This window comes from Rhizobacter sp. LjRoot28 (genome assembly GCF_964253025.1).
Lineage (GTDB): Bacteria > Pseudomonadota > Gammaproteobacteria > Burkholderiales > Burkholderiaceae_C > Rhizobacter.
On record NZ_CAXUQC020000001.1, the window covers coordinates 987,673 to 1,010,669 of the forward strand.

Genomic DNA, 22,997 nt, shown 5'->3' on the forward strand with positions numbered 1-22,997 from the left:
GCAGCGCGCCTCGCGCGTGAGGCGTTCGTCATCAGGCGAAGTACTCCTCCGCCGCCGCCAGCAGCTTGATCGGCGGCACATCCCCCACCGCCTGCGGCATCGCGAAGGGACTTTCGCGTTCGTGCAGCGCGGCGGGGAAGGTGATGCCGGTGCGGGCCTCCAGGTCACGCAGCCCGATGCGCGCCCACAGCCAGGCATCCAGCGCCAGACTTTCCGGGATGGCCAACGGCTCGACCAGGTGGCGCTGCGTCAGCAGGAAACCATAGGCCTTCTCGCGGCCATCGCGGTCGTCGCGGTAGCACACCACCTTCCAGAACTCGACCGGAATCAGGCATTCCTCGCCGCCTTGCGCGAAGCGGGGGTCATCGCGTCCGGCCACCGGGCCGCCCAGTACGGACACCCGCAGCCGGTGCGGTGCCTCGGAGTCGAACACGGTGTTTTCCAGCCGGCCCCAGACGCCGCCCTCCGGGTCGTCGTCGGTGTTGCCGCTCTGGTTGAACGCCTGGTGCTGGGGCACGATGTTGGTGTAGTAAAAGCTGTCGTGGTTGGCCTGGCGGGCGTCGTCGGGCGGACCCCAGCACAGGTCCGCTCGCCGGGCGATGTGACCCTTGTCCAGCGGGTTGTGCCGGTACAGCGCATCGGTCAACTGGTAGGCTTCCAGGTCGCCACGGCGATCGGTGCGAAAGCTGGTTCGCTTGAGCCGCTTGAATTGGCTGCCGTCGATGTTCCAGGCCACGCACAGCGGGTACTTGCGCGAGCGGCTCAGCCACACCGAGAAGTGGCAGTAGCGCAGCTCGGCCTCGCCCTCCAGGGTCGCGAGGTCGCGGGTATGGATGCGGCTGAACGTCGGCGGGTCGATCGGGAAGTCGAGGAATCCGTTGTCGAAGCCGTGCCGCGCCGCCAGGCCGTCGCCGAGCCGCTGGAGGCGCGAGCCGGCTGGCAGCGGCTCCACTTCCAGGGCCGTCATGACCGAGGTTGCGTAGCAGGCGAGCGCGAATTCGGCGTCGGTGCCATCGGCGTCGCCTGCGAAGTGCAGGCCCAGCATCACCCCGGTGGGCTTGTTCCGCGCGCCCATCGCCAGCCACGCCGCGCCGGAGTCACCGCCTCGGGAGATCTCGCCGTCGGCCGGTGCGGCGGTCTCGTCGATTCCGATCTCGAACCCGCCGATGACCGACGGCGACCCCGTGCCGTAGTCGAGGCGGGTGTTCACCTCGATGCGGACCACCACACCCTGCGTCACCCCGGTGGTGCGACCGCTCTTGATCACCTTGTCGCCCAGTTCGGGGTCTCCGACCGCCACGATGGGCAGGCCCAGGCCCAGGACCTCGTTGGCCATCTCGCGGTTGGCGATGCTCGCGATGGCACAGTCACCCGCGGCGCCGAGGTGACTGCGCAGCAGGCGGCCCACCTTGTTGGCCTGCACCCGGTTGTCGTCGTGCTGGCCCGGCTGGACGACGTCGACGCCGATGTCGGCGTCGGGCCCGTGCAGCACGTGCCAGTTGGACAGCATCACGGTGCGACCCGTGGTGCAGTCGCGCACGAGGGCGCCGAGCGTGCCCGCCGTCGTGTGCAGGTTGCCCACGCTCAGCCCGGGCTGGAGCACTGCGGCGCGCAGCTTGCGCGGGTCTTTCGGGGTGAGTTCCACCTGCACGTAGGCCGGGGCGTAGGTGCGCTCGATGACGTCCGTCGGGACCAGCACGCCGCCGATGTCGATGGCCGGTGGAATGCGCGCGCTGCCCAGGGCCTCGATGGATTCCGGGGCCACCTTGCGGTCCACCGTGAACTGCAGCGCCAGCTGCCGGGTGGCGGCGCCGTCGACCAGCTTGTAGCCGATGCCCACGCTGGTGACGTTCGGATCCTGCAGCAGCTGGGCGCTGCGCGTGCGCACGAAGGCGCGCAGGCGGTCGAGCAGCTCGGCGGAGTCCGCCCGGGTGGGGTTTCGCTTGCGCGGGGTCTTGGTCGGGGCGGCCTTGCGCCTGCCGGTGGATTCAGCCATGTCGAGCTCCCTGGTTGATGCGATCGAGCGGCTCGCGTCCCGATGGAACCCCGGGTGATCACGCGATGCCGGTCCTCGGCCGGCGCGCCTGCGCCGGACGGGTCCCATCTTCCATGGAGTGCAGTCGGCTGTCCACCGCGCAGCTGCGACGCCGCAGACCCGGTGCGCCGCGCACCGGTTGCTTGGCGCTCAGCCGGTCTGCCGGGCAGCAGCCGCGTCGATGGCCCGACGGACTTCGGAGACGACCAACGCCGGCTCGCTGAACTGGGGAAAGTGGCCGCTGCGATGTGCCAGCACCTGCCGGCCTAGCGGCGACAGCGTGGCCAGGCGCTGCTGGTGCAAGGCACGCAGGCGCCGCGCCTCGACCGGCGTGGCCCATGCCAGTGCGGGGGACTGGCCGGTGATGACGGTGAGGGGCCGCGGAGGGAAGTCGGGTGCCGCCCGCAGTTGCTCCACGGTGGTGGCGACGTGTCGCACCTCTGCGTGTGGATGCTGGGGCGACACCCGGTCGAGCAGCGCCTTCAGGCCCCGCTGCAGTCCGTTCTCGTGGCGGGCCATTGCGGAAGGATCGTCCGGAGCGGTGGCCTCCACCATCACGACGGCGGCCACTTCGTCGGGGTGGTGCCGTGCCATCAGGTTCGCGATCAGGCCGCCGAACGAATGCGCCACCAGCACCCATGGCGGCGCCATGCCGGCGGCCTGAAGCAGGCCGCGGAGCGAACCGACCAGATGCAGCCCGTCCTGCGCGGCGGCTGGCGCGCTGCTGCGACCGAGCCCCGGGCGGTTGTAGGCCAGGACGGTGGCAACCGCCGTCATGGCGTCGAAGACCTTGTGCCAGCCTTCGATGGGTGCTCCGGCGCCGCCGATCAGGACCACCCGGGCGGGGGCCTGGCCAGCGACGACGTACTCGAGTTCTTCCTCGCCGACCCGGGCTGTTCTTCGGGGAGGCAATGGACCCATGGCGCGCTCCGATGTGTGTGCGTGATGACGGTGGGCAGGCAGTCGGCGCGGTTGCACCGCGGCTTCAGCCCGTCGCGGCGCGCAGCGTAGCACCGCGCAGCGCGCGCCGTCTCATGATCGCGTCGCCGTGGTGGGCGGTGGCGCGATCCCCGCGAGGCGAATGGCGCTGCCGCTTCGCACGGTGTCTGGGGGCGTCGACGGCGTCACGGGCGCGAAGCCGGTTCCACCAAGCCAACGGCAAACGCCCCTCGGCGAGGGGCGTTGCAGGGAGGCGGCAGGGCGGTGACCGCCCAGACGTGTTCAGGCCTGGAGGTTGGTGCCTCGGCCGGCACGGTCGGCTTGCCCACTGGCGCCATAGACCGCGGCCGGTGAGGCGCGCGGCATGAGCACGTCGATGGCGCGGTCGAGCGCGGCCGTGGCACGCGCCAGCGACTCTCGCTGCGACGCCACGAGTCCGCTCGCCCGCATGAGGCGGTCGCGCAAGGCGGGGGGCACCTGCCCGGATCGGGCCGCATGGGTGAAGTGGTCGACGGCACGCGCCAGGGCGCGGTGCAGTTCGGACGCGTGGTGATCGACGGCCCCCATGTCGTTGGCACGCAAGGAATCGCCCAGCGAACTCAACTGGGTTTCGACCGCCGCGAGCGTGGTCTCGAGTTCCTGGCCCGCACCGAGGGGCGGGAGGAGGTCGGGTCGATTCACCGGGTTCGGCATGTCGGGCTCTGGTACAGCGTTGGAGGGGCAAGGGCGCGCAAGCGCCCGGTTCAGTGCTGGGGCTTGCCGAGGAGTTCGCGGGCGTTGGCCAACAGCTTGTCGGCGATGGCACCTGCGTTCACTTGGAACTTGCCTTCAGCGATGGCTTGCGAAATGCGGGCCACCTTCTCGGCATCGAAGTCGCCGGAGACGGCGTCGGTGCTCGAGAGCAGTTGTGTCGCGGCGGACGACAGGGCGACCTGGCTGCTCGCTTCGACAGGGGTTTCGGGCGCGGCGACCGTCTGCGGCTTGGCGCCGGCGGGGGTTGCAGTGCGACCAGGGGCGACCGGCGCCGGAGCGCCGACAGTTTTGTCCGTGGGGTTGCCAATCTTCATGGTTTGCTCCTTGGGAGGGGTGTCAAAGCCCCCGTCCTTTCAACATGAACGGTATTTCGACCCGTCCCAAGGCAACTTTAGAGGTATTTGCGGCTGCGGTTGCGATCGGTTTCGTTTTCACAATGTGATCTCCACCACGCCCTCATCGACCGGTTGGCCGGTGACGACTTTGCCGCTGTCCGTGCGGATTCGCACGGTCTGGCCTTCCATCCCGGCGGCGAGCGCCTGGCCGCTGCCGGTGATGGCGAAGCCGTCGCCCAGCGCGCGCACCTTGACGGTGTCGCCGGGCGCAAACCACTGCCGGCTCTTGAGGGCCGCCTGCCGCAGGCTCTCGCCCGCAGGCAGCGCCTGCGCCAGCGTGCGGCCCACCGCCACGGCGGCCTCGCCGATGGCCGGGCTGCGGTGCTCGCCCAGGTTGATTTCGGCGGGCCGCAGGTCGGCTTGAGCGATGACATGGCCGGCGGGCAGCGGGCGGGCCGCCACGAGGCCGGGCCCGAAGACATCGACGGTCACGGGCAGGTAGACGTTCCAGTGAGTGGCGCCCTGGGTGCAACGCAAGCCTACCCGGGCGCGGCCCCACAGGCGGATGCCTTGCGGTATGTAGGGCTCCACGCGTTCGCAGGGCGCCAGGCGCAGCCGCGGGTCGAGCTGGCCGAGGGTGACCTCCACGCGCGGCGTGGACGGGCCCACCACGCGGGTGCGCACCAGCTCGAGAACCTCTTCCCTCAGGGCATCGGCCAGGGCCGGCGACTGCGCATGAGCCGGCGCCATGACAACGACGGCCTGGACGCCTGAGAACCCGATCGCGAGGCCGAGCGCGCGCAGGCTCCGCCCGATGCCGCGGACGAGGGAGCGGAGGGCGATGACCAGCCGAAGGCGCAGGGATGACAGGGTGAAGTTCACCCGAGCACTGTACGGGCCGGCAGGGGAGGGCGGCTTTCGAATAGGGCAGGAAAGGGGCTGCTATTCGCGCTTATGTTTTCGCCGCCGCTGCCCACAATCCATTCCATCGCCCGATCCGGGTGTCCGCCAGGGAAGCCCCATGCTGAACCGACTCACTGCCACGCTCGACTTCCACGGCCAGGCCCTCAGCCTGCGCTCGGAGCGCCAGCGCCTGATCGCCAGCAACATCGCCAACGCCGACACCCCAGGCTACGTGGCACGCGACATGAACTTCGCCCAGGCGCTGCGCGAAGCCACCGGCCAGCAGGCTTCGGCCGGCCTCAACGCCACTCGCCCGGGGCACATCGCCACCACGGCCGGCACGGCGCGCGCTGAGGCCAACCTCGAGTACGCGGTGGCCAGCCAACCCAACCTCGACCGCAACACCGTCGACATGGACCGTGAGCGCGCCAATTTCGCCGACAACTCGGTCCGCTATGAAGCCACGCTGCGGTTCATCAACGGCAACGTGCGCACCATGACCGACGCCATCAAGGGTCAATGACCATGAGCATGTTCCAGGTCTTCAACGTCACCGGCAGCGCGATCAGCGCGCAGTCGCAGCGCCTCAACGTCGTCGCCTCCAACCTCGCCAACGCCGACACGGTCGCCGGCCCCGACGGCTCGGCCTACAAGGCGCGCCAGGTCACCTTCCAGGCCGAACTGATGGGCCAGATGGGCGACGCCATGAGCACGGGCGTCAAGGTGAGCAACATCACCGAAGACCAGACGCCCGGCCGCCGCGTGCACGACCCCAAGCACCCGCAGGCCGACGCCGAGGGCTACGTCACCTACAGCAACGTGAACCCGGTGGAGGAGATGGTCAACATGATCTCCGCCTCGCGCTCGTACCAGAACAACATCGAAGTCATGAACACGGCCAAGAGCCTGTTGCTCAAGACCCTGCAGATGGGCCAGGGCTGACGCCCTGATCGCCTGACCCCGAGGACACACCATGGCCGCCGTCGGTTCCATCAACTCTTCCACGCTCGCCGACCTGAACGGCGCCAGCACCACCGCCGCGGCGAACGATCCCGGCAGCGCCGAGCGCTTCCTCAAGCTGCTCGTGGCGCAGATGCAGAACCAGGATCCGCTCAGCCCGATGGACAACGCCCAGGTGACGAGCCAGATCGCCCAGATCAACACCGTGAGCGGCATCGAGAAGCTCAACGGCACGGTGCAGGGCCTGTCCGGCCAGTTCTCCCAGATGCAGGCGCTGCAGGGTGCAGCACTGGTGGGTCGCGAGGTCGTGGTGCCGGGCAACGCGCTCACCGTCAAGGACGGCGTCGGTCGCGGCACGTTCGAACTGAACGCGGCGGCCGACAAGGTCCAGGTCGAGGTGCTCAACGCCGCAGGCACCGTCATCGAGACCTTCCAGCTCGGTGCTCGGCCGGCCGGCATCGGCGACTTCGACTGGAAGCCCGCCAGCACCGCCGGGGCCACCTCCTTTCGCGTGACGGCCACCGCCGATGGCGCCGCACTCACCCCCACGGCCCTCGTGCGCGACACCGTGCGCGCCATCAGCACCGTCGGCAACCAGCTGACCCTCGAGCTGAAGAACAGCGGACAAGTGGCCTACGGCGCCGTTCGCTCCTTCACCTGATCGTCACCCGATTTTCACCCGCTTTCCCCGGCGCTTCGCGTCACCAGCCAGGAACATCCCATGAGCTTCCAGCAAGGTCTCTCCGGTCTGAACGCGTCGAGCAAGAACCTCGACGTCATCGGCAACAACGTCGCGAACGCCAACACCTATGGTGCCAAGTCCTCGCGCGCCGAGTTCTCCGACATGTACGCGACGGCCATGACGGGTGGCGGCGGAAGCAACATCGGCATCGGCGTCAACCTCGCGGCGGTGACCCAGCAGTTCACGCAGGGCAACATCACCACCACGGCGAACTCGCTCGACCTGGCCATCAACGGGCAGGGCTTCTTCGAGGTGCGCGCCCCGGACGGCCAGACGCTGTACTCCCGCAACGGGCAGTTCCAGGTCAACAAGGAAGGCTTCATCCAGACCAACGCGGGCATGCGCCTGCTGGGCTACCCGGCCGACGGCCAGGGCAACGTTCAGCCGGGCCAGGCCGTGCCGCTGCAGCTGCCGACCGCCGGCATCAACCCGAACGCCACGACGGAAATGAACATCGAGATGAACCTCGATTCCCGCGTGGGTCCCACCCTGCCAGCCACCGCGCCGATGATCAACTTCAACGACGCGGCGACCTACAACAACGCCACCTCGGTGCAGGTGTTCGACGACAAGGGCCAGGACGTCGCGTTGACCTACTACTTCCAGAAGGCGTCCACCGACACCTGGAACGTGTACGTCACCGCCAACGGGTCCCCTGTGAACGTCGATGGCGGCGGCAACCCGCAGCCGTTGACCACCATGAGCTTCCCGCCCAACGGTGGCGCGCCCACGGCGCCGGCCGGCAACGTCACGCTCAACATTCCGGCGTCCATCAACGCCTCGGGCGCCGAGACACTCGCCATCCCGAACATCCAGCTGAACCTGGCGGGCGCCACGCAGTACGGCGCCACCTTCGGTGTCACGAACATGGCCCAGGACGGCTATGCACCGGGCCAGTTGTCCGGCCTGTCGATCGAGAAGAACGGCATCGTGATGGCCACCTACTCGAACGGCCAGTCGAAGCCGGCCGGCCAGGTCGAACTCGCCACCTTCCGCAACGCGCAGGGGCTCAAGCCGCTGGGCGGCAACAACTGGTCGCGCACCTTCGAGTCGGGTGACCCCATCGTCGGCACGCCCGGCCAGGGCAACCTCGGCGTGCTGCAGTCCGGCGCGCTGGAGGAGTCGAACGTCGACCTGACGGCCGAGCTGGTGAACATGATCACCGCCCAGCGCCACTACCAGGCCAACTCGCAGACCATCAAGACGCAGGACCAGGTGTTGCAGACCCTGGTCAACCTGCGCTGATCCCGCCGGCCTGCCGAACGCGTCACCGACCCCCTGACCGGAGCCGTCCATGGACCGCATGATCTACCTGTCGATGTCCGGCGCGAAGGCCAGCATGCAGCGCCAGGACACGCTCGCCAACAACCTGGCGAACGCGTCCACGCCCGGCTTCCGGGCCGAGTTGCAGGCCTTCCGGGCGGTACCCGTGCTGGGCAGCGGCGCAAGCACCCGGGTGTATGCGCTGGAGTCGACGCCCGGCTACGACGACACGGCCGGCCCCATCACCAGCACCGGCCGCAACCTCGACGTCGCGGTCAAGGGCAACAGCTGGCTGTCGGTGCAGGCGCTCGACGGCACCGAGGCCTACACCCGCGGTGGGGCGCTCGACGTCACCGCCGACGGCACGCTCGTCACCCGCAGCGGCCTGCCCGTGCTCGGAGACGGCGGCCCCATCCAGGTGCCGCCCAACACCGAGATCAGCATCGGCGCCGACGGCACCGTGAGCGCCAAGGACCGCACCGGCCGAAGCACCGGCGTGGGCCGGCTCAAGCTCGTCACGCCCGAAGTCAAGCTGGACCGCGGCACGGACGGCCTGTTCCGCAGCGCCGATGGCGACCTGGATGCCGACCCGAACGCCCGCGTCCAGGACGGGGCACTCGAAGGCTCCAACGTGAGTGCCGTCGAGACCATGGTGTCCATGATCGCCGCCGCCCGGCAGTTCGAGGCCCAGATGAAGATGGTGCAGACCGCCGAGGCGGACGAACGCGCCGCATCCCAATTGTTGTCCAACGCGCCGCGTTGATCGAGGAGTTCCCGCCATGATGCGTTCCCTGTGGATTGCCAAGACCGGCATGGAGGCCCAGCAGACCCAGCTGGACCACATCTCGCACAACCTCGCCAACTCTGCGACCAACGGCTACAAGAAGTCGCATGCGGTGTTCGAGGACCTGATGTACCAGAACCTGCGCCAGACCGGGGCGAACAGCACCGAGCAGACCACGCTGCCCACCGGCCTGCAGGTCGGCCTGGGCACTCGCGCGGTGGCCACCTCACGCAGCTTCTCGCAGGGCAACCTGCAGACCACCGAACGCTCGCTCGACATCGCCATCCGCGGCAACGGCTTCTTCGAGATCCAGATGCCCGACGGCACCACCGGCTACACCCGGGACGGCTCCTTCCAGGTGAACGCCCAGGGCCAGATGGTCACCAACAACGGCTTTCCCGTGCAGCCCGGCATCACCATCCCGGCCAACGCGACCAGCATCGCCGTCGGCCAGGACGGCGTGGTGAGCGTGGTGGTGCCAGGGCAGGCGGCGCCTCAGCAGGTGGGCCAGCTGCAACTGACGAACTTCATCAATCCGGCCGGCCTCGAGCCCAAGGGCCAGAACCTCTACACCGAGACGGCCGCCTCCGGCGCCCCGACCACCGGTACCCCGGGCCAGGAGAGCTTCGGCCAGCTGCAGCAGGGCGCGGTGGAGACCTCCAACGTCAATGTGGTGGAAGAGCTGGTCGGCATGATCCAGACCCAGCGGGCCTACGAGCTCAACTCGAAGGCGATCCAGACCTCCGACCAGATGCTGCAGCGCCTCACGCAGCTCTGATCCGACCCGCTCCACGGTAGCTTCCACGATGAAAACCCCGCTTCTGGCCGCCGCCGCGGCCCTGGCCGTCCTGTCCGGCTGCGCCACCCCTTACCCCGTGCCCGAGGTGGCCGTGGCCAAAGGCGCCGACACCCGGCCGCAGGCCGTGCCGGTGCAGCCGGCCAGCAACGGCTCCATCTTCCAGTCGAACCAGTACCGCCCGCTGTTCGAGGATCATCGCGCGCGCCTGGTCGGCGACACGCTGAACATCCAGATCGTCGAGAAGGTGAGTGCGAGCCAACGCAGCACGAGCTCCATCGACAAGAGCGGTTCGGTCGAGGCGGGCGTTGCCGCCCTGCCGTTCCTCAAGCCGACGTCGCTGACGCGGGCCAGCGCCTCCGGCAGCTCGGCCAACAGCTTCGAGGGCAAGGGCAGCACCGAGAACCGCAATGACTTCTCGGGTGTCATCACGGCGGTGGTGACCGAGGTGCTGCCCAACGGCCACCTGCTGATCGCCGGTGAAAAGCAGATCGGCGTGAACCAGAACGTCGACGTGCTGAGGTTCTCGGGCCAGGTCGATCCCCGTTCCATCCAGCCAGGCAATTCGGTGGCCTCGGCCCAGATCGCCAACGTGCGGGTGGAGCACCGCGGGCGCGGCGCCCAGGCCGATGCGCAGGGAATTGGCTGGATCGGACGCTTCTTTTTGAACGTTCTCCCGTTCTAAAGTTCTCCAGAATCGGTGCACGGGGTGAGTTCAGCCCCCAAGGTGCACCTCATGGAAACGACGTCCGACAATCTGCGCAAGACCTTGGTCCAGGGCCTCATCGGCCTCATTGCCATCATCGCCAGCGGCGCGCTGTGGTGGCCCTTCGACGCGCAGGCGACCCGCATCAAGGAAGTCGCCAGCGTGCAGGGCGTGCGGGCCAACCAGCTGGTGGGCTACGGTCTCGTCGTGGGCCTTGACGGTACCGGTGACCAGACTACCTCCACGCCCTTCACCGCCCAGAGCCTGACGGCCCTGCTGCAGCAGATGGGCGTGACGGTGCCGCCCGGCACCAACATGCAGGTGAAGAACGTGGCTGCGGTGATGGTCACCGCCCAGCTGCCGCCCTTCGCGCAGCCCGGCCAGACCATCGACGTCAACGTCTCGTCCATGGGCAATGCCAAGTCGCTGCGCGGTGGCACGCTGATCGCCACGCCGCTCAAGGGTGCCGATGGCCAGATCTACGCCCTCGCGCAGGGCAACATGATGGTCGGTGGCGCGGGCGCCGCCGCCGGCGGCTCCAAGGTCCAGATCAACCACCTCTCTGCAGGCCGCATCCCGGAAGGCGCCACCGTCGAACGGGCCGTGGCCACGCCGCTGCACGACGGCGAATTCCTCCAGCTCGACCTGAGCGCCAACGACTACAACACCGCCCGCGAGGTGGCCCGCGCCATCAACCGCAAGATGGGGCAGGGCATCGCCCAGCCGCTCAGTGGCCGCACGGTGCGCGTTCGCATGCCCGCCGCACCCGATGACCGCATCGGTTTCCTGGCTGACGTCGAGAACCTGCCCATCGAACTCGCCGCGCCGGCGGCCAAGGTGGTGATCAACGCGCGCACCGGCTCCGTGGTGATGAACCAGGCCGTGTCGCTGAGCGCCTGTGCCGTGGCGCACGGCAACCTGTCCGTCACGATCAACTCGACCCCGGTCATCAGCCAGCCAGGCGCGCTGTCGGGCGGCCAGACGGTCGTGCGCGAGAAGGCCGACATCACCATTCGCCAGGAGCCCGGCGCACTGATCCAGATGCCGGCCAGCACCAAGCTCGCCGATGTGGTCAAGGCGCTGAGCGCGCTGGGCGCCACGCCCCAGGACCTGCTGGCCATCCTTCAAGCCATGAAGAGCGCCGGTGCCCTGAACGCTGAAATCGAGGTGATCTGACATGGCCATCTCTCCGTCCGGCAACACGACGAACGCCCTCGCGGGCGACATCGGCAGCATCTCGCGCCTGCGCAACAGCGCCTCGGCCGACCCGCGGGCCGCCATCAAGGAAGCCTCGAAGCAGTTCGAGTCGATCTTCATGCAGCAGCTGCTCAAGGGCATGCGGGACGCGAACGAGACGATGTCCCCCGGCATGTTCGACAACGCCGGCACGAAGATGGGCACCGAGATGCTCGACCAGCAGTACGCCAAGGAGATGACCGGGCGCCCGGGTGGCCTGGCCGAACTGATCGAACGCCAGCTGCAGCGCCAGCTCGGTGACCCGGTGGCCAACATCGCGAGCGAAGCCGCGGCGAATCCGGCCAAGCCCGACCCGGCCCCGCGCTCGTTCATCGGCCGCATGTTCTCCCGCGAAGCGGCACCGTCCTCCACCCCAGCCGCAGCCGCACCGGCTGCCGCAGAGCGCCCCATCTCCCTGCAGGGCCGGGAGCGCCAGGTCGAGTTCCTCAAGCGCCATGAGGACGCTGCCAAGGCCGCCGAGGCCAGCTCCGGAATCCCGGCCACCTTCATGATGGCCCAGGCGGCGCACGAATCGGGCTGGGGACGGCGCGAGATCCGCAACGGCGACGGCAGCAGTTCGCACAACGTGTTCGGCATCAAGGCCGGTCCCGGCTGGAAGGGCGCGGTCACGGAGATCACCACGACCGAGGTGATCGGCGGCCAGGCTCGCAAGGTGACAGCCAAGTTCCGGGCCTATGCCAGCTACGAGGAGTCGTTCAAGGACTACGCCCGCATGATGAAGAACAACCCCCGCTATGCCCAGGTGGTCGAGAACGCCGACAGCGCGCAGGGCTTTGCCCGCGGCCTGCAGCGCGCCGGCTACGCCACCGACCCGCAGTACGCCGACAAGCTGACGCGGATGATCAACACCACGCTGCGCCTGCAGCGTGCCACCGCGTAAACGGGAGCCGACATGTCGTCCTTGCTGGGGCTCGGAACACGCGCGATGTTCGCCAACATGGCGAACCTGCAGACCATCGGCAACAACATTGCCAATGCCAACACCAAGGGCTACTCCCGCCAGGAGTTGCAGCTCGAGACGGCCGGCGGCCAGTTCACCGGGGCCGGCTTCTTCGGGCGCGGGGTGAACATCCAGACCATCACCCGGTCGTACGATCGATTCCTCACCACCCAGGCCGCGGCCGCTGCCTCGACCGCCGCCTTCGACACCACCCGGGCCGGGCAGCTCAAGCAGCTCGAGAACGTGTTCACGCTGGGCGAGAAGGGCCTGGGGCATGCCGCCGGCCAATTGCTCAACAGCTTCGTCGACGTGGCGAACAACCCGCGTGACGCATCGGCCCGCCAGGTCGTGCTGACCCGTGCGCAGGAGTTGTCCGCGCGCTTTCTCGCGGCCGGCGAACAGCTCAACGCCATCCAGGGCGGTGTGGCCCAGGACATGAAGACGGCGGTGGCCACCGTCAACTCGCTGGCCCAGCAGGTCGCCGCGCTGAACAAGCAGATCTCCGCGCAGAACGGCACCGGGCACTCCCCCAACGACATGCTGGACCAGCGCGACCGGCTGATCGCGGAGATCAGCCAGCAGATCAACGTCACCACCATCGAAGCCGGCGACGGATCGGTGGGCCTCTTCGTCGGGGGCGGCCAGTCGCTCGTGCTGGGCGCCAACGTCAGCCCGCTGAAGGCCACGCCCGACCCGTACGATTCATCCAAGCTGCAGCTGGCCATGCAGGAAGGCGGCGTCGATCGACTGATCCCCGCCTCGGCCATCGCGGGCGGGTCCATTGCGGGGCTGATGAAGTTCCAGAACGAGGACCTCACCGCCGCGCGCAACTTGCTGGGCCAGATGGCCGTGTCCATCAGCGGCGCGATCAACCAGCAGCAGGCGATGGGCCTGGACCTGGGCACGCCCTCCGCGTTCGGCTCGCCCGTGTTCTCGGTCGGCGCGCCGCGCACGCTGCCGGCCGACAGCAACGCCGGCACGGCGAGCATCGGCGTGACGGTGAGCGACTTCACGCACGTGCAGGCGAGCGACTACGAGATGCGCTACGACGGCAGCGACTATGCCCTCGTGCGCCTGTCCGATGGCCGCACGGTGGACGGCAGCCCGTTCTCCGCGGCCGACCTGGCCGCCGGCGTGGACGTCGAAGGCCTGCAGATCCGCCTGAACGCCGGCACCGCCGCAGCGGGTGACCGGTTCCTGCTGCAGACCGTCACCGGTGCAGCCCAGGACATGCGAACGGTGCTGACCGACCCCAAGGGCATCGCGGCGGCATCGCCCGTGACGGCCAGCTTCGGTGCCGGCAACACCGGCACGGCCACCGTCGCGTCGCTCGGCATGGTCGACAGCAGCCTCGACCGAACGCTCACCGCCAACATCAGCTTCAGCTCCGACACCGGCAACTACAACTGGCAGCTGGTTGATGCAGGCGGCACCGTCACGAGTTCGGGCACCGGCGCTTGGACGGCCGGTTCATCGATCAACCTGAACGGCTTCGCCCTGCAGCTCAACGGCGTGCCCCGCAACGGCGACACCCTGAGCATCAAGCCGACGGACTCGACGGGCGCCAACAACGGCAACGCGCTCGTGCTGGCCAACCTCGACAAGGTGGCCTTCGTCGGCGCGCAGACCCTGGGCGGCACGCTCGTGCCCGGTCGCACGATCACCGATGCCTATGCCAGCGCCATCTCCAACATCGGCGTGCGGGTGCAGAGCGCCAACTCGTCGTCGACCATCTCCGGCTCGTTCGCTGCGGCGGCCGAGTCCGCCCGCGTGAACAAGGCCGGGGTGAACCTGGACGAGGAGGCGGCGCGCCTGATCCAGTTCCAGCAGTCCTACCAGGCCTCAGCCAAGGTGCTTCAAGTGGCCCAGACGCTGTTCGACACCTTGCTTCAGGCCGCCGGCCGCTGAAGCTTCCTGATTTCCCCCGGGTGACCCCATGCGCATCAGTACCGCCAACGCCTACGACCTCTCCATCGACCAGCTGAGCCGCCGACAGGCCGACCTGTCCTCGGTGCAGGAGCAGCTGTCGACAACCAAGCGGGTGAACCGTGCGAGCGATGATCCCGCCGCGGCGGCGCGGGCCGAACGGGCGCTCGCCGCCGAGATGAGGGTGGACGCCAACCAGCGCGCCGTGGACGCCAGCCAGAATGCCATGGCGCTGACCGAAGGCGCCCTGGGCGATGCCAACGACATCCTGCAGCAGGCGCGCGATGCGCTCGTCAAGGCAGGCAACGCCAGCTACAGCGATGCGGAGCGGCGCGGCCTGTCCGAGGAACTGGCCGGCCTGCGCAAGCAGCTGCTCGCCGTGTCGAACCGCACGGATGGCGCGGGCACCTACCTCTTCGCCGGCCAGGCCGGCGACGCGCCACCCTTCATCGATGCGGCCGGCGGCGTGCAGTACCGCGGTGCCAACGGAGACGTCGAGTCCCTGTCCGGCGAATCGCTGCCCCTGACCATCGACGGCGAACAGGCCTGGATGCGAGCGCGCAGCGGCAATGGCGTGTTCGAGGCGGTGGCTGCCACCAGCACCGGCACCGCGTGGGTGGACAGCGGCCGCGTCACCAACCCGCAGCTCGTCACCGGCTCCACCTACAGCATCCAGTTCACCGTCACCGCGGGCGTCACCAGCTACTCCATCCTCCAGGACGGCAATCCGACCGCCGTGACCAACGCGCCGTTCAAGCCGGGCCAGGCCGTGCAGATCGACGGCCTGTCGGTCAACATCACCGGCAGCCCGGCCTCCGGCGACAACTTCGAGCTTCGCCCGTCCCAGCCCGACCAGAGCGTGTTCGACGTGCTCGACCGGGCCATTGGCGAACTGGCCACGCCGATGCGCACGGCCGGTCAGATTGCACAGTCCAACTCCAGCAACATCACGGCGCTCGACGCCTCGATGGGTCAGCTGTCCGCCGCCCGCAGCCGGGTCGGTGAAACGCTCAACCGGATCGAGAGCGTGACAGGGCGCCTCGACGACTCCCGCCTGGCCAGCCAAACGGAGCGCGCAGGAGCGGAAGGACTTGACATGGTGAAGGCAATTTCAGAGTTCCAGAACAAGCAAACCGGCTACGATGCAGCGCTCAAGAGTTACGCGATGGTCCAGAAGATTTCGCTTTTCAATTACGTCAGTTGAGTCGCCTTCCACCTTCGTGAACCACTTTTCCTCGATTCCGGGAGCGCCAGCGTGAACGACAACAACATCCTGGGCCAGGTGGCCCTGGGCTACTCGCCATTCATCGACAAGAGCCGCGCGGTGACGGCCACCCGGCTGACCGTCTTCCCGCTGCGCCCCGAAGCCACACCCGACGTCGCCCAGCTGCTGCACGCGGTGGGCAGCGTGTGGCCCGCCGATGGCGGCCGCGTGTCGCTCAACGTGCTGAACGAGGGCCTGCTGGTCGAGCTGATGAAAGCTTCGCCGTCGCCCAACCTCATGATCGAGGTGCCGTCCTTCATGGCCTCGGACCCGGCCAACATCGAATCGCTGCAGAGCCTCCACAAGGCCGGTACCACTTTGCTCATCAAGGGCCGCCCGGTGAAGGAGGTTCCGCGTGAAGTGCTTCACTGCTTCTCCTACTCGATCGTCGACCTCGCCGAGGACCGGCGCATCAATGAAGCCCCGGGTGCGGTGCCCGCCAACGTCGAGCGCTCCATCCGCTATGTCCAGGCGGGCGTGCGTACGCTGGTCGAGATGGAAGGCAGCTTCAACCGGGGTGCCGCCGCGGTGCTGGGCTGGCCGATCGATGACGCCATCTCGGAGTCCCAGGCCAAGGGCAAGCCGCCCACGACCGACATGCAGGTCATCGTCGAGCTGATCCAGCGCGTGGACGCCCAGGAGCCGATCGAGCGGCTCGAGGCCTCGCTCAAGCGCGATCCGTCACTCGCGTTCAAGCTGATGCGGTACATCAACTCCCCGGCCTTCGGCCTGCGCGTCGAGATCAGTTCGTTCCGCCACGCCATCATGATGCTCGGCTACCAACGGCTCAAGCGCTGGCTGGCCCTGCTGTTGTCCACGGCGGGCAAGGACGTCAACATGAAGCCGGTGATGTTCGCGGCCGTCCGCCGCGGTCTGTTGATGGAAGAACTGGTTCGCTCCTCCGGTGACGAGGAGATGCGCAACGAGATGTTCATCTGCGGTGTGTTTTCGCTGCTCGACCGGATGTTCAAGCAGCCGTTCTCCGAACTGCTCAAGACCATTCCGGTGCCCGAGCGCGTGTACCAGGCGCTGGTCGACAACACCGGCCCGTACCAGCCGTACTTCAACGTCGTGCAGGCGGTCGAGAACGAATCGCTGTTCGACTTCCGCTCGTCGGCCGAGGCGCTGATGCTGAGCGTGAGCGAGATCAACCGCGCGGTGCTCACCGCGCTCACCAACGCCTCGCAGATCGAGTGAGCCCGCGGCGCCCCGACCGGCGCCGCTCAGCCGGCCGCCCCGCTTGCGACCCCCGGTGCGTCGAGCGGCGCTGCCCGTATCCCAGCCCGCACTGACCCATGGCCGATCCGAAGGCGTTGCGCCTGTTCCTCGATGTGGTGTCCGACGCGATCGTCGTCGTCGACCGCAGCGGACGTGTGCACCACGCCAACATCGCGGCCCTCGGTCTGCTCCACTGCCGTCCCGGCATGCCGCTGACCGAGCTGCAGCCCCTGCTCGGCGATGTCGTCGTCGAGGCGGTGCTGCAGACGCTGGCGCGCGGCGTGCCGCGTCTGCGCGCGCCGCGTCCCGAGCTGCCGGCGCAAGTCGTGCTGCCGGACGGGCGCTCGTTCGACCTGGCGTTCGTGCCCTTCGAGGGCGAGCGCTGGGCCCTTCGACTGGCAGCGGTCGGCGCGCAGCGTGAACCCGAGGCGAACGCCGGGCCGCCGGCCGAGCTGGCAGGGCTCTTCTGGAATTCGCCCCTTCCCATGCTGGTGCAGGGAGGCGATCACCGGATCACCCATGTCAATCCGGCCTTCGTGGCGTTCACCCGCTTGCCGGCGGATCGCCTGGTGGGCCTGGACCCGCTCGACCTGCAGCCGCCGGAGGACCGTGAGGCCAACCGGGCGCTGCGCACCCAGCGCCAGCGCACAGACGAGGGTCAACCGGGCGAACGCCTCATCGAGCGGCGCATCATCGACGGGGCGGGCCGTGAGCGCTGGTTCCGCGCCGTGCGCCGCACCCTGGTCGATGCCGGCGGCGAACACCGCCATGTCAGCGTGCTCCAGGACTGCACCGCAGAGCATGTCGCCCGTGAACGAGCCGACCGCTCGTTGCGGGAGCTGGATGACTGGTTCGACCTGAGCCCCGTCGCGATGGTGCTGTTCGATGGCGAGGGCCTGGTCGTGCGCACCAACCCGGCATTCGAGGCCCTGGCGGGCCGGGTGCCGGTGATGATGTCGGACGCCAGTCCCGAAGTGCAGCGCCTGCTGGCCTGGCAGGACGGTCGGCCCGCCGAGGTGCTGCGTCCGGGGGCGGGCGCCGTCGAGTCGGTGGCCTGGGTGTCGCAGCCGGACGGCAGCGTGGCGCGGTTGCAGGCCGTGCTTCGCTGTTACGAAAGCGGCAATGGTCAGCGCCGCTACATGGCTGTCGTGGAAGACCGCAGTGCCGAGGAGGCACGCGACCTGGCCCAGGTACAGATCGGCGCCTTGATGGACACCGCGGGTGTGGGCCTCGCCACGTTCGATGAAGCCGGCGGCTGGGTCCAGCATGGCAGTACCTTCGGCGCGACCACTGCGGTGCGCGAAGGGCCCGCCTCGGCGGCACTGCAGTCCATCCGGCGCGAGGTCGTGCTGCCGGAGTCGCTGCCGGAGTACGAGCGGCTGCAGCAGGCGCTGCGCAGCGCCGAGCGCGCCGAGGTGCGCTACGCCATCCGCCATGCCGAGCTCGGCCAGCGCTGGCTGCTGACTCGCGTGGAGCCGGCCCGGCTGGCGTCGGGCAAGCAGACGCTGTCGGTCGTGACGCTCGACATCACCGACCAGCACGCCTCCCAGCAGCGCAACGAACTGCTGCTGCGCGAGATGACGACGATCCTCGAAAGCGCCACCGTCGGCATCGCCTACCTGCGCGGCAACATGCTCGTGCGCTGCAACCGCCGCTTCGAGTCGCTGCTCGGCCTCGGTGCAGGCGAGGCCATCGGCACCGGCTTGCAGAACCTCTTTGCCCGCCAGGAAGGCGCCGCGCTGCTGGTCGCCGACATCGAGCGAGGGGTGGCCGAGCGCGGTGCCTTCGAGTGCGAGCTGCCCGTCGATCTGCCGGGCCGCCCCGGGCAATGGTGCGGCCTGACGGTGCGCCGGGTCGGCGGCAGCGATGCCGCACCCGAGCTGGTGGCGGCGCTCAACGACATCACACGCCTGAAGGCCCAGCAGATCGAACTCGAGGCGCTGGCACGCGACCGCGAGCTGATGTTCAGCGTGTCGGAGGTGGGCATCGCCTTCGTCCGCGGTGACCGCATCCTGAGGGCGAACGAGGCCCTCAGCCGATTGACCGGCCATGAGCCGGCCCAACTCGGCCTCGCCCCGCTGGAAGAACTCTTCGCCAACCTCCATGAGTTCCGCAGGCTGCGCGCCATGTCGCAGCAGGCCCTTGCCGACGACGGCCGCTGGAGCGGCGAGCACCCGCTGCGCCGGCGCGACGGCACGCTCGTCTGGGTGCAGGCGAGCCAGCGGCTGGTCGTCGACGGCGACCCGTCCGGCGGCTTCATCGCCTCGTATGTCAACGTCGATGACCGCCATCGCGCCCAGCAGGCCGTGGCCTTGCAGGCCGAACGCACGCGCGCCATCCTCGACTCCGTGCTGGTGGGCATCGTCACCGTGGGCCCGACCGGCATCGAGTGGATGAACCGCTCTGCGCGCCGCATGTTCGGCGGCGACCTCGCCGATTTCGTCAACCAGCCGATCAGCACCGTCGCCTCGGCGGAGCCCGATCACCCGTTCCGCCGCAACCAGTACCTCCACGAACTGGTGGAGGGTCAGGCCGAGACCTTCGAGTGCCGGCTCAAGGCCCGGGACGGGCGCGAGTTCTGGGTGGTCGGCAACGCCGTGGTGACCGGCCGCGAGTCGAGCGGCCGACAGCTCACCTATGCGCTGCTGGACATCGAGCGCCGTCGTCAGGCGGAGGCGCGCACGGCCCAAGCCCAGTCCTCGCTGCAGCGCATCATCGAGACGGCGCCGCTCGCCATCACGCTCTTCGATGCCCGCAGCCTGCGCATCCTCGAAGTCAACGAGGTGGCCGCCCGATGCGCGGAACTGGTTCCAGGCCAGATGGTGGGGCGAACCCCCGGCGAGATCTTCCCGCCCGAGGTGGCATCGGTCCGTGAGGCCGACATGCGCGAGGCGCTGGTGTCAATGCACGTCACTCAGCGCGAGTACCGGGTGACCACGATGGGCGAGGTGCGGCTGTGGGATGCCCGCTACCTGCCGCTGGCCACGCCCGGCGAGACGCCGGACCAGCTGCTGCTGGTCGCGACCGACGTCACCGAGCAGCGGGCCGCCCAGGAGGCGCGCCTCGAGGCGGCCATCGCGCAGCGCGAGATGCTCGTCAAGGAAGTGCATCACCGCATCAAGAACAACCTGCAGGGCGTGGCCGGGCTGCTGCAGCAGATCGGGGCCCGCAAGCCGGAGATGGCCGATGCGATGTCCGAGGTGGTGGGCCAGGTGCAGGCGATCGCCCAGGTGTACGGTCTGCAGGTCGGGATGGCCGGTCCACTGCGTTTGCGCAGCGTGCTCGAGGCCATCACGGGGTCGGTGCAGCGCACCTTCGGCCGTGTCATCGAGCTGACCGTCGACGGCGCCGAGCCGGACGTGTGGGGGCTTCCCGAGGCCGAGTCGATTCCGATCGCACTGTGCCTGAACGAGCTCCTCACCAACGCCATCAAGCACAGCACGCCCGAGGACGACGGGGGTACCCCCTTGCCGGTGCAGTGCCGGTTGTCCTGCCAGGACGCCGGGGTCGAGATCGAGGTGGCCAACCGCGGCACGCTGCCGGAGGGCTTCAGCCTGTCGCGCTACCCCGGCGGGGTGTCGGGACTGGGGCTGATCCGTGCACTATTGCCGCGACGCAGCGCCAGCTGGCGCATCGAGCCGCGGGACAATCGGGTGGTCGCGACGGTCGCGCTCCTCCCCCCGGGCGTGATGAGGCTTGCGCCGGTTTGAGCAGTCGCCGGCGCCACCCGTACCAGTCGCTCACACTTTAGACGCCTGGGCGCAAGCCGTTCGGACACAATGACGACGTTGCCATCCACCCTTTCCTGGCCGAGAGCCTTGCCATGAGCGCTGCCGTGAGCCCCAAAGGAAAAATCCTCGTCGTCGATGACGACCGTCTGGTGCTGGCGACCCTCACCCACGGCCTGGCACAGGCCGGCTACGAAATCATCGACGCCGACAACGGCGACGATGCCATCCTGCTCGCCCGCGAGCACCGTCCCGACCTCGCGCTCCTCGACATCCGCATGGAAGGCAAGAGCGGCTTCGACGTGGCCGCCTACTTGCGCGACTACTGCCAGATGCCGTTCATGTTCCTGTCGGCCTTCACCGACGAGGCCACCGTGCGGCAGGTGAAGTCGCTGGGGGCGGTGAACTACCTGGTGAAACCGCTCGATGTCGGCCAGATCGTCCCTGCCGTGGATGCCGCCTTCGCCGACATCGCACGGCGTGGCGCACCGGCCGTGCCGCCGGTGGCAGCCCCGCCTCGGCTCGAGCCGGCGGGCGAGGTGCTGACTCAGGTGGTGCCGATGGCCGTCGGCGTGCTGATGCACCGCTATTCGCTGTCGCGCGGCGTCGCCCTCGAGCGGCTGCAACGCCTGGCGCTGGCAGAAGGCCGGACGCTGCACACCGAGGCCGAGCGCCTGCTCGACGCGGTCGAACTGCTCAGCCGCTGACCGGGTCGGGGCGCACGCCGGCCGGGCGCCTCAGACCCAGAACTGGAAGCGCGCCCCGCGGTCCACGGCGGCCTCGGCCCAGATGTCACCGCCGTGGCGGCGGACGATGCGTCGAACCGAGGCGAGGCCGATGCCGGTGCCCTGGAAGTCGTTGGCGCTGTGCAGCCGCTGGAACACGCCGAACAACCGGTCCGCGAAGCGCATGTCGAAGCCGGCGCCGTTGTCGCGCACCGTGATGGCGGGCCGGCCTTCGTGCTCGCTGCGCTCCATCCAGATCTCCGGCGCGCTGCTCTTTCCCGTGTACTTCCAGGCGTTGCCCAGCAGGTTCTCCAGGACCACCCGCATCAGCGTGGCATCGCCGTTGACGACGAGGTCGGGCTCGATGTGCACGGTGACATGGCGCTCCGGCGACTGCCGGCGCAGGTCGTCGATGATGTAGCCCGCCAGCAGCGACAGGTTGACCGGCTGGCGCGACAGCGGACGCGACGACAGCTGCGACAGCGCGAGCAAGGCGTCGATCATGCTGTTCATTCGGGCCGCCGCGGCCAGAACGCGGTCGAGGTGGTCGTTGCAGACGCGGTCCAGGGCGTGACCGTAGTCTTCCTTGACGATCTTGGTGAAGCCCTCCACCACGCGGATGGGGGCTCGCAGGTCGTGCGACACGGTGTAGCTGAACGATTCAGCGTCGTCCCCGGCCCCATTGGTGCCGACGGGAGAGGGCACGGGGGCCGCCTGCGCCTGCCGGTGCAGGATCACCAGCAGTTCGTCGTCGGCCGATCCAACCGGTGCGCAGGGGAGGCGATGGGTGCGCAGGGCCCAACCCTCGGCGCCTTCGGCCGCCAGCGGCGCCGGCTCGGCGAGCGCCTTTTCGATCAGCGGCTTGACCGGTGCCGGCGCACCTTCGAGCACCGCGGACCAGGCCGGCGCCGGGCCCACGCCCTCCGGCAGCCAGGCGGCGCCCGCCGTGTTGTGCGCTACCAGGCGGGCCGGTTCGCCGCGTTGCGGGGCGGTCAAGCGGAAGGCCGGGGTCGGCATGGCGGCGAGAACGTCGGTGAGCAGGCCCACGGCCCGCTCGCGGATGGGCCGGGCGCTGCCCAGGTAACCGGCGAATCGTCCGTCGTCGTCCTGGAGGGCCTGCGCGCGCAGCAGGAAAGGCACTTTGCCCTCGCCCATGGCGATGCGGACTTCCTGGATGTCGGCGTGCTGCTCGAGGGCCGCCTTCACGGCGGGGAGGGCGGGGTCCTGGGTGTCGAAGCACTGCAGGAAGGGCGTGCCGAGGGGCGGATTGAACGGCGCATCCGGTGCCGTCGTCGGCGCCCGCCAGAGGGTGAGCCGATGCTCGGTGTCGGTGCGCCACTGCCAGCTGTCCATCAGCCGGCCCAGTGCCTGGACCTCGGCCCGCGTGGCCCGCAGGGCGGCCGCCTGGGCACGGTTGCGCCGCTGGGCGCGCAGGGCGGCTGCCAGAAGCGCCAAGGCCACCACCAGGGCAAGCCCCGCCACGACGGAGGCCGCCGTCGTGGCCGCGCTGCCGGGAGCGATCGTCGCCTGTGCAACAGCGAGGCCCGGCATGCACGCGCCTGCCACGGCACCCGCGGCGTGCAGGACACGCCGGCGCAGGACCGCTAGGGGCAGCAGGACTCGGATCATCGAGACCATTGTAAGGAAGCGTTGCAGGATGACCACGCCCTCTCTTGGGCGGAGTCGGGGCGGTTCAGTGCACGCCCGGGGAATGCCGCTCAAG

Annotated in this window: 20 protein-coding genes; 14 read left to right on the forward strand and 6 right to left on the reverse strand. The window is 69.1% G+C overall.

The genetic code is table 11. From position 1 onward, the window contains the following. Positions 1-31: 31 nt before the first annotated feature. The 5 genes from ACSQ2F_RS04730 to flgA form a co-directional block, all read right to left on the reverse strand. A complete protein-coding gene (locus ACSQ2F_RS04730) occupies positions 32-1,996 on the reverse strand; it encodes a DNA/RNA non-specific endonuclease (protein WP_436020294.1) in 1,965 nt (654 codons plus the stop codon). A gap of 189 nt (positions 1,997-2,185) precedes the next feature. After that, positions 2,186-2,956, reverse strand: coding sequence for an alpha/beta fold hydrolase (locus tag ACSQ2F_RS04735; RefSeq protein WP_436020296.1), 771 nt, complete (start codon positions 2,954-2,956; stop codon positions 2,186-2,188). 300 nt (positions 2,957-3,256) lie between these two features. Beyond that, positions 3,257-3,667, reverse strand: a complete 411-nt coding sequence (locus ACSQ2F_RS04740; RefSeq protein ID WP_436020298.1) for a hypothetical protein — start codon at positions 3,665-3,667, stop codon at positions 3,257-3,259. Between the two features lie 50 nt (positions 3,668-3,717). Further along, positions 3,718-4,041, reverse strand: a complete 324-nt coding sequence (gene flgM, locus ACSQ2F_RS04745; RefSeq protein ID WP_436020300.1) for a flagellar biosynthesis anti-sigma factor FlgM — start codon at positions 4,039-4,041, stop codon at positions 3,718-3,720. Positions 4,042-4,158: 117 nt separating this feature from the next. Continuing rightward, the gene (gene flgA / locus ACSQ2F_RS04750; protein WP_436020302.1) at positions 4,159-4,944 is read right to left on the reverse strand and encodes a flagellar basal body P-ring formation chaperone FlgA; all 786 of its coding nucleotides are present in this window, start codon (positions 4,942-4,944) and stop codon (positions 4,159-4,161) included. Positions 4,945-5,083: 139 nt separating this feature from the next. Here flgA and flgB point away from each other — a divergent pair, with 139 nt between their 5' ends. The 14 genes from flgB (at position 5,084) to ACSQ2F_RS04820 (ending at position 21,256) form a co-directional block, all read left to right on the forward strand. Next, positions 5,084-5,488: a flagellar basal body rod protein FlgB gene (gene flgB, locus ACSQ2F_RS04755; protein ID WP_436020304.1), complete on the forward strand. Its 405-nt coding sequence runs from the start codon at positions 5,084-5,086 to the stop codon at positions 5,486-5,488. Positions 5,489-5,490: 2 nt separating this feature from the next. After that, positions 5,491-5,907, forward strand: coding sequence for a flagellar basal body rod protein FlgC (gene flgC, locus ACSQ2F_RS04760; protein WP_436020306.1), 417 nt, complete (start codon positions 5,491-5,493; stop codon positions 5,905-5,907). Positions 5,908-5,938: 31 nt separating this feature from the next. Then, entirely contained in the window at positions 5,939-6,586 is a 648-nt protein-coding gene (locus tag ACSQ2F_RS04765; RefSeq protein ID WP_436020308.1) for a flagellar hook assembly protein FlgD, read from the forward strand. 60 nt (positions 6,587-6,646) lie between these two features. Then, positions 6,647-7,912: a flagellar hook protein FlgE gene (flgE, locus tag ACSQ2F_RS04770; protein ID WP_436020310.1), complete on the forward strand. Its 1,266-nt coding sequence runs from the start codon at positions 6,647-6,649 to the stop codon at positions 7,910-7,912. A 49-nt stretch (positions 7,913-7,961) separates the two neighbouring features. Further along, complete coding sequence (flgF, locus tag ACSQ2F_RS04775; protein WP_436020312.1) at positions 7,962-8,693, forward strand: flagellar basal-body rod protein FlgF; 732 nt, start codon at positions 7,962-7,964, stop codon at positions 8,691-8,693. Between the two features lie 16 nt (positions 8,694-8,709). Beyond that, entirely contained in the window at positions 8,710-9,492 is a 783-nt protein-coding gene (gene flgG / locus ACSQ2F_RS04780) for a flagellar basal-body rod protein FlgG (protein ID WP_436020314.1), read from the forward strand. Between the two features lie 28 nt (positions 9,493-9,520). Continuing rightward, entirely contained in the window at positions 9,521-10,195 is a 675-nt protein-coding gene (locus ACSQ2F_RS04785; protein WP_436020316.1) for a flagellar basal body L-ring protein FlgH, read from the forward strand. 51 nt (positions 10,196-10,246) lie between these two features. Beyond that, the gene (locus ACSQ2F_RS04790) at positions 10,247-11,392 is read left to right on the forward strand and encodes a flagellar basal body P-ring protein FlgI (RefSeq protein WP_436020318.1); all 1,146 of its coding nucleotides are present in this window, start codon (positions 10,247-10,249) and stop codon (positions 11,390-11,392) included. Position 11,393: 1 nt separating this feature from the next. Then, positions 11,394-12,353, forward strand: coding sequence for a flagellar assembly peptidoglycan hydrolase FlgJ (gene flgJ, locus ACSQ2F_RS04795; RefSeq protein ID WP_436020320.1), 960 nt, complete (start codon positions 11,394-11,396; stop codon positions 12,351-12,353). A gap of 12 nt (positions 12,354-12,365) precedes the next feature. Then, positions 12,366-14,321, forward strand: coding sequence for a flagellar hook-associated protein FlgK (gene flgK / locus ACSQ2F_RS04800; protein ID WP_436020322.1), 1,956 nt, complete (start codon positions 12,366-12,368; stop codon positions 14,319-14,321). A 28-nt stretch (positions 14,322-14,349) separates the two neighbouring features. After that, positions 14,350-15,543: a flagellar hook-associated protein FlgL gene (gene flgL / locus ACSQ2F_RS04805; protein ID WP_436020324.1), complete on the forward strand. Its 1,194-nt coding sequence runs from the start codon at positions 14,350-14,352 to the stop codon at positions 15,541-15,543. A gap of 51 nt (positions 15,544-15,594) precedes the next feature. Next, positions 15,595-16,800: an EAL and HDOD domain-containing protein gene (locus ACSQ2F_RS04810; RefSeq protein ID WP_436020326.1), complete on the forward strand. Its 1,206-nt coding sequence runs from the start codon at positions 15,595-15,597 to the stop codon at positions 16,798-16,800. Between the two features lie 98 nt (positions 16,801-16,898). Next, positions 16,899-20,531 (forward strand): PAS domain S-box protein, encoded by a 3,633-nt coding sequence (locus ACSQ2F_RS04815; RefSeq protein ID WP_436020328.1) that lies wholly within the window; start codon positions 16,899-16,901, stop codon positions 20,529-20,531. Positions 20,532-20,644: 113 nt separating this feature from the next. Then, on the forward strand, positions 20,645-21,256 hold the full coding sequence (locus tag ACSQ2F_RS04820) for a response regulator (RefSeq protein WP_436020330.1): 612 nt from the start codon (positions 20,645-20,647) through the stop codon (positions 21,254-21,256). Positions 21,257-21,286: 30 nt separating this feature from the next. On the opposite strand, the gene ACSQ2F_RS04825 is transcribed toward ACSQ2F_RS04820, so the two are convergent. After that, the gene (locus ACSQ2F_RS04825; protein ID WP_436020332.1) at positions 21,287-22,903 is read right to left on the reverse strand and encodes a sensor histidine kinase; all 1,617 of its coding nucleotides are present in this window, start codon (positions 22,901-22,903) and stop codon (positions 21,287-21,289) included. Positions 22,904-22,997: the final 94 nt, after the last annotated feature.

What these genes read in the sequence shown, in the direction of transcription:
- ACSQ2F_RS04740 (WP_436020298.1), bottom strand. Translation starts at nt 3,667, where the DNA reads ATGCCGAACCCGGTGAATCGACCCGACCTCCTCCCGCCCCTCGGTGCG.
- ACSQ2F_RS04825 (WP_436020332.1), bottom strand. Translation starts at nt 22,903, where the DNA reads ATGATCCGAGTCCTGCTGCCCCTAGCGGTCCTGCGCCGGCGTGTCCTG.
- flgM (WP_436020300.1), bottom strand. Translation starts at nt 4,041, where the DNA reads ATGAAGATTGGCAACCCCACGGACAAAACTGTCGGCGCTCCGGCGCCG.
- flgC (WP_436020306.1), top strand. Translation starts at nt 5,491, where the DNA reads ATGAGCATGTTCCAGGTCTTCAACGTCACCGGCAGCGCGATCAGCGCG.
- ACSQ2F_RS04765 (WP_436020308.1), top strand. Translation starts at nt 5,939, where the DNA reads ATGGCCGCCGTCGGTTCCATCAACTCTTCCACGCTCGCCGACCTGAAC.
- ACSQ2F_RS04790 (WP_436020318.1), top strand. Translation starts at nt 10,247, where the DNA reads ATGGAAACGACGTCCGACAATCTGCGCAAGACCTTGGTCCAGGGCCTC.
- flgE (WP_436020310.1), top strand. Translation starts at nt 6,647, where the DNA reads ATGAGCTTCCAGCAAGGTCTCTCCGGTCTGAACGCGTCGAGCAAGAAC.
- ACSQ2F_RS04735 (WP_436020296.1), bottom strand. Translation starts at nt 2,956, where the DNA reads ATGGGTCCATTGCCTCCCCGAAGAACAGCCCGGGTCGGCGAGGAAGAA.
- flgF (WP_436020312.1), top strand. Translation starts at nt 7,962, where the DNA reads ATGGACCGCATGATCTACCTGTCGATGTCCGGCGCGAAGGCCAGCATG.
- ACSQ2F_RS04820 (WP_436020330.1), top strand. Translation starts at nt 20,645, where the DNA reads ATGAGCGCTGCCGTGAGCCCCAAAGGAAAAATCCTCGTCGTCGATGAC.
- flgB (WP_436020304.1), top strand. Translation starts at nt 5,084, where the DNA reads ATGCTGAACCGACTCACTGCCACGCTCGACTTCCACGGCCAGGCCCTC.
- flgG (WP_436020314.1), top strand. Translation starts at nt 8,710, where the DNA reads ATGATGCGTTCCCTGTGGATTGCCAAGACCGGCATGGAGGCCCAGCAG.
- ACSQ2F_RS04815 (WP_436020328.1), top strand. Translation starts at nt 16,899, where the DNA reads ATGGCCGATCCGAAGGCGTTGCGCCTGTTCCTCGATGTGGTGTCCGAC.
- flgK (WP_436020322.1), top strand. Translation starts at nt 12,366, where the DNA reads ATGTCGTCCTTGCTGGGGCTCGGAACACGCGCGATGTTCGCCAACATG.
- flgJ (WP_436020320.1), top strand. Translation starts at nt 11,394, where the DNA reads ATGGCCATCTCTCCGTCCGGCAACACGACGAACGCCCTCGCGGGCGAC.
- ACSQ2F_RS04730 (WP_436020294.1), bottom strand. Translation starts at nt 1,996, where the DNA reads ATGGCTGAATCCACCGGCAGGCGCAAGGCCGCCCCGACCAAGACCCCG.
- ACSQ2F_RS04785 (WP_436020316.1), top strand. Translation starts at nt 9,521, where the DNA reads ATGAAAACCCCGCTTCTGGCCGCCGCCGCGGCCCTGGCCGTCCTGTCC.
- flgL (WP_436020324.1), top strand. Translation starts at nt 14,350, where the DNA reads ATGCGCATCAGTACCGCCAACGCCTACGACCTCTCCATCGACCAGCTG.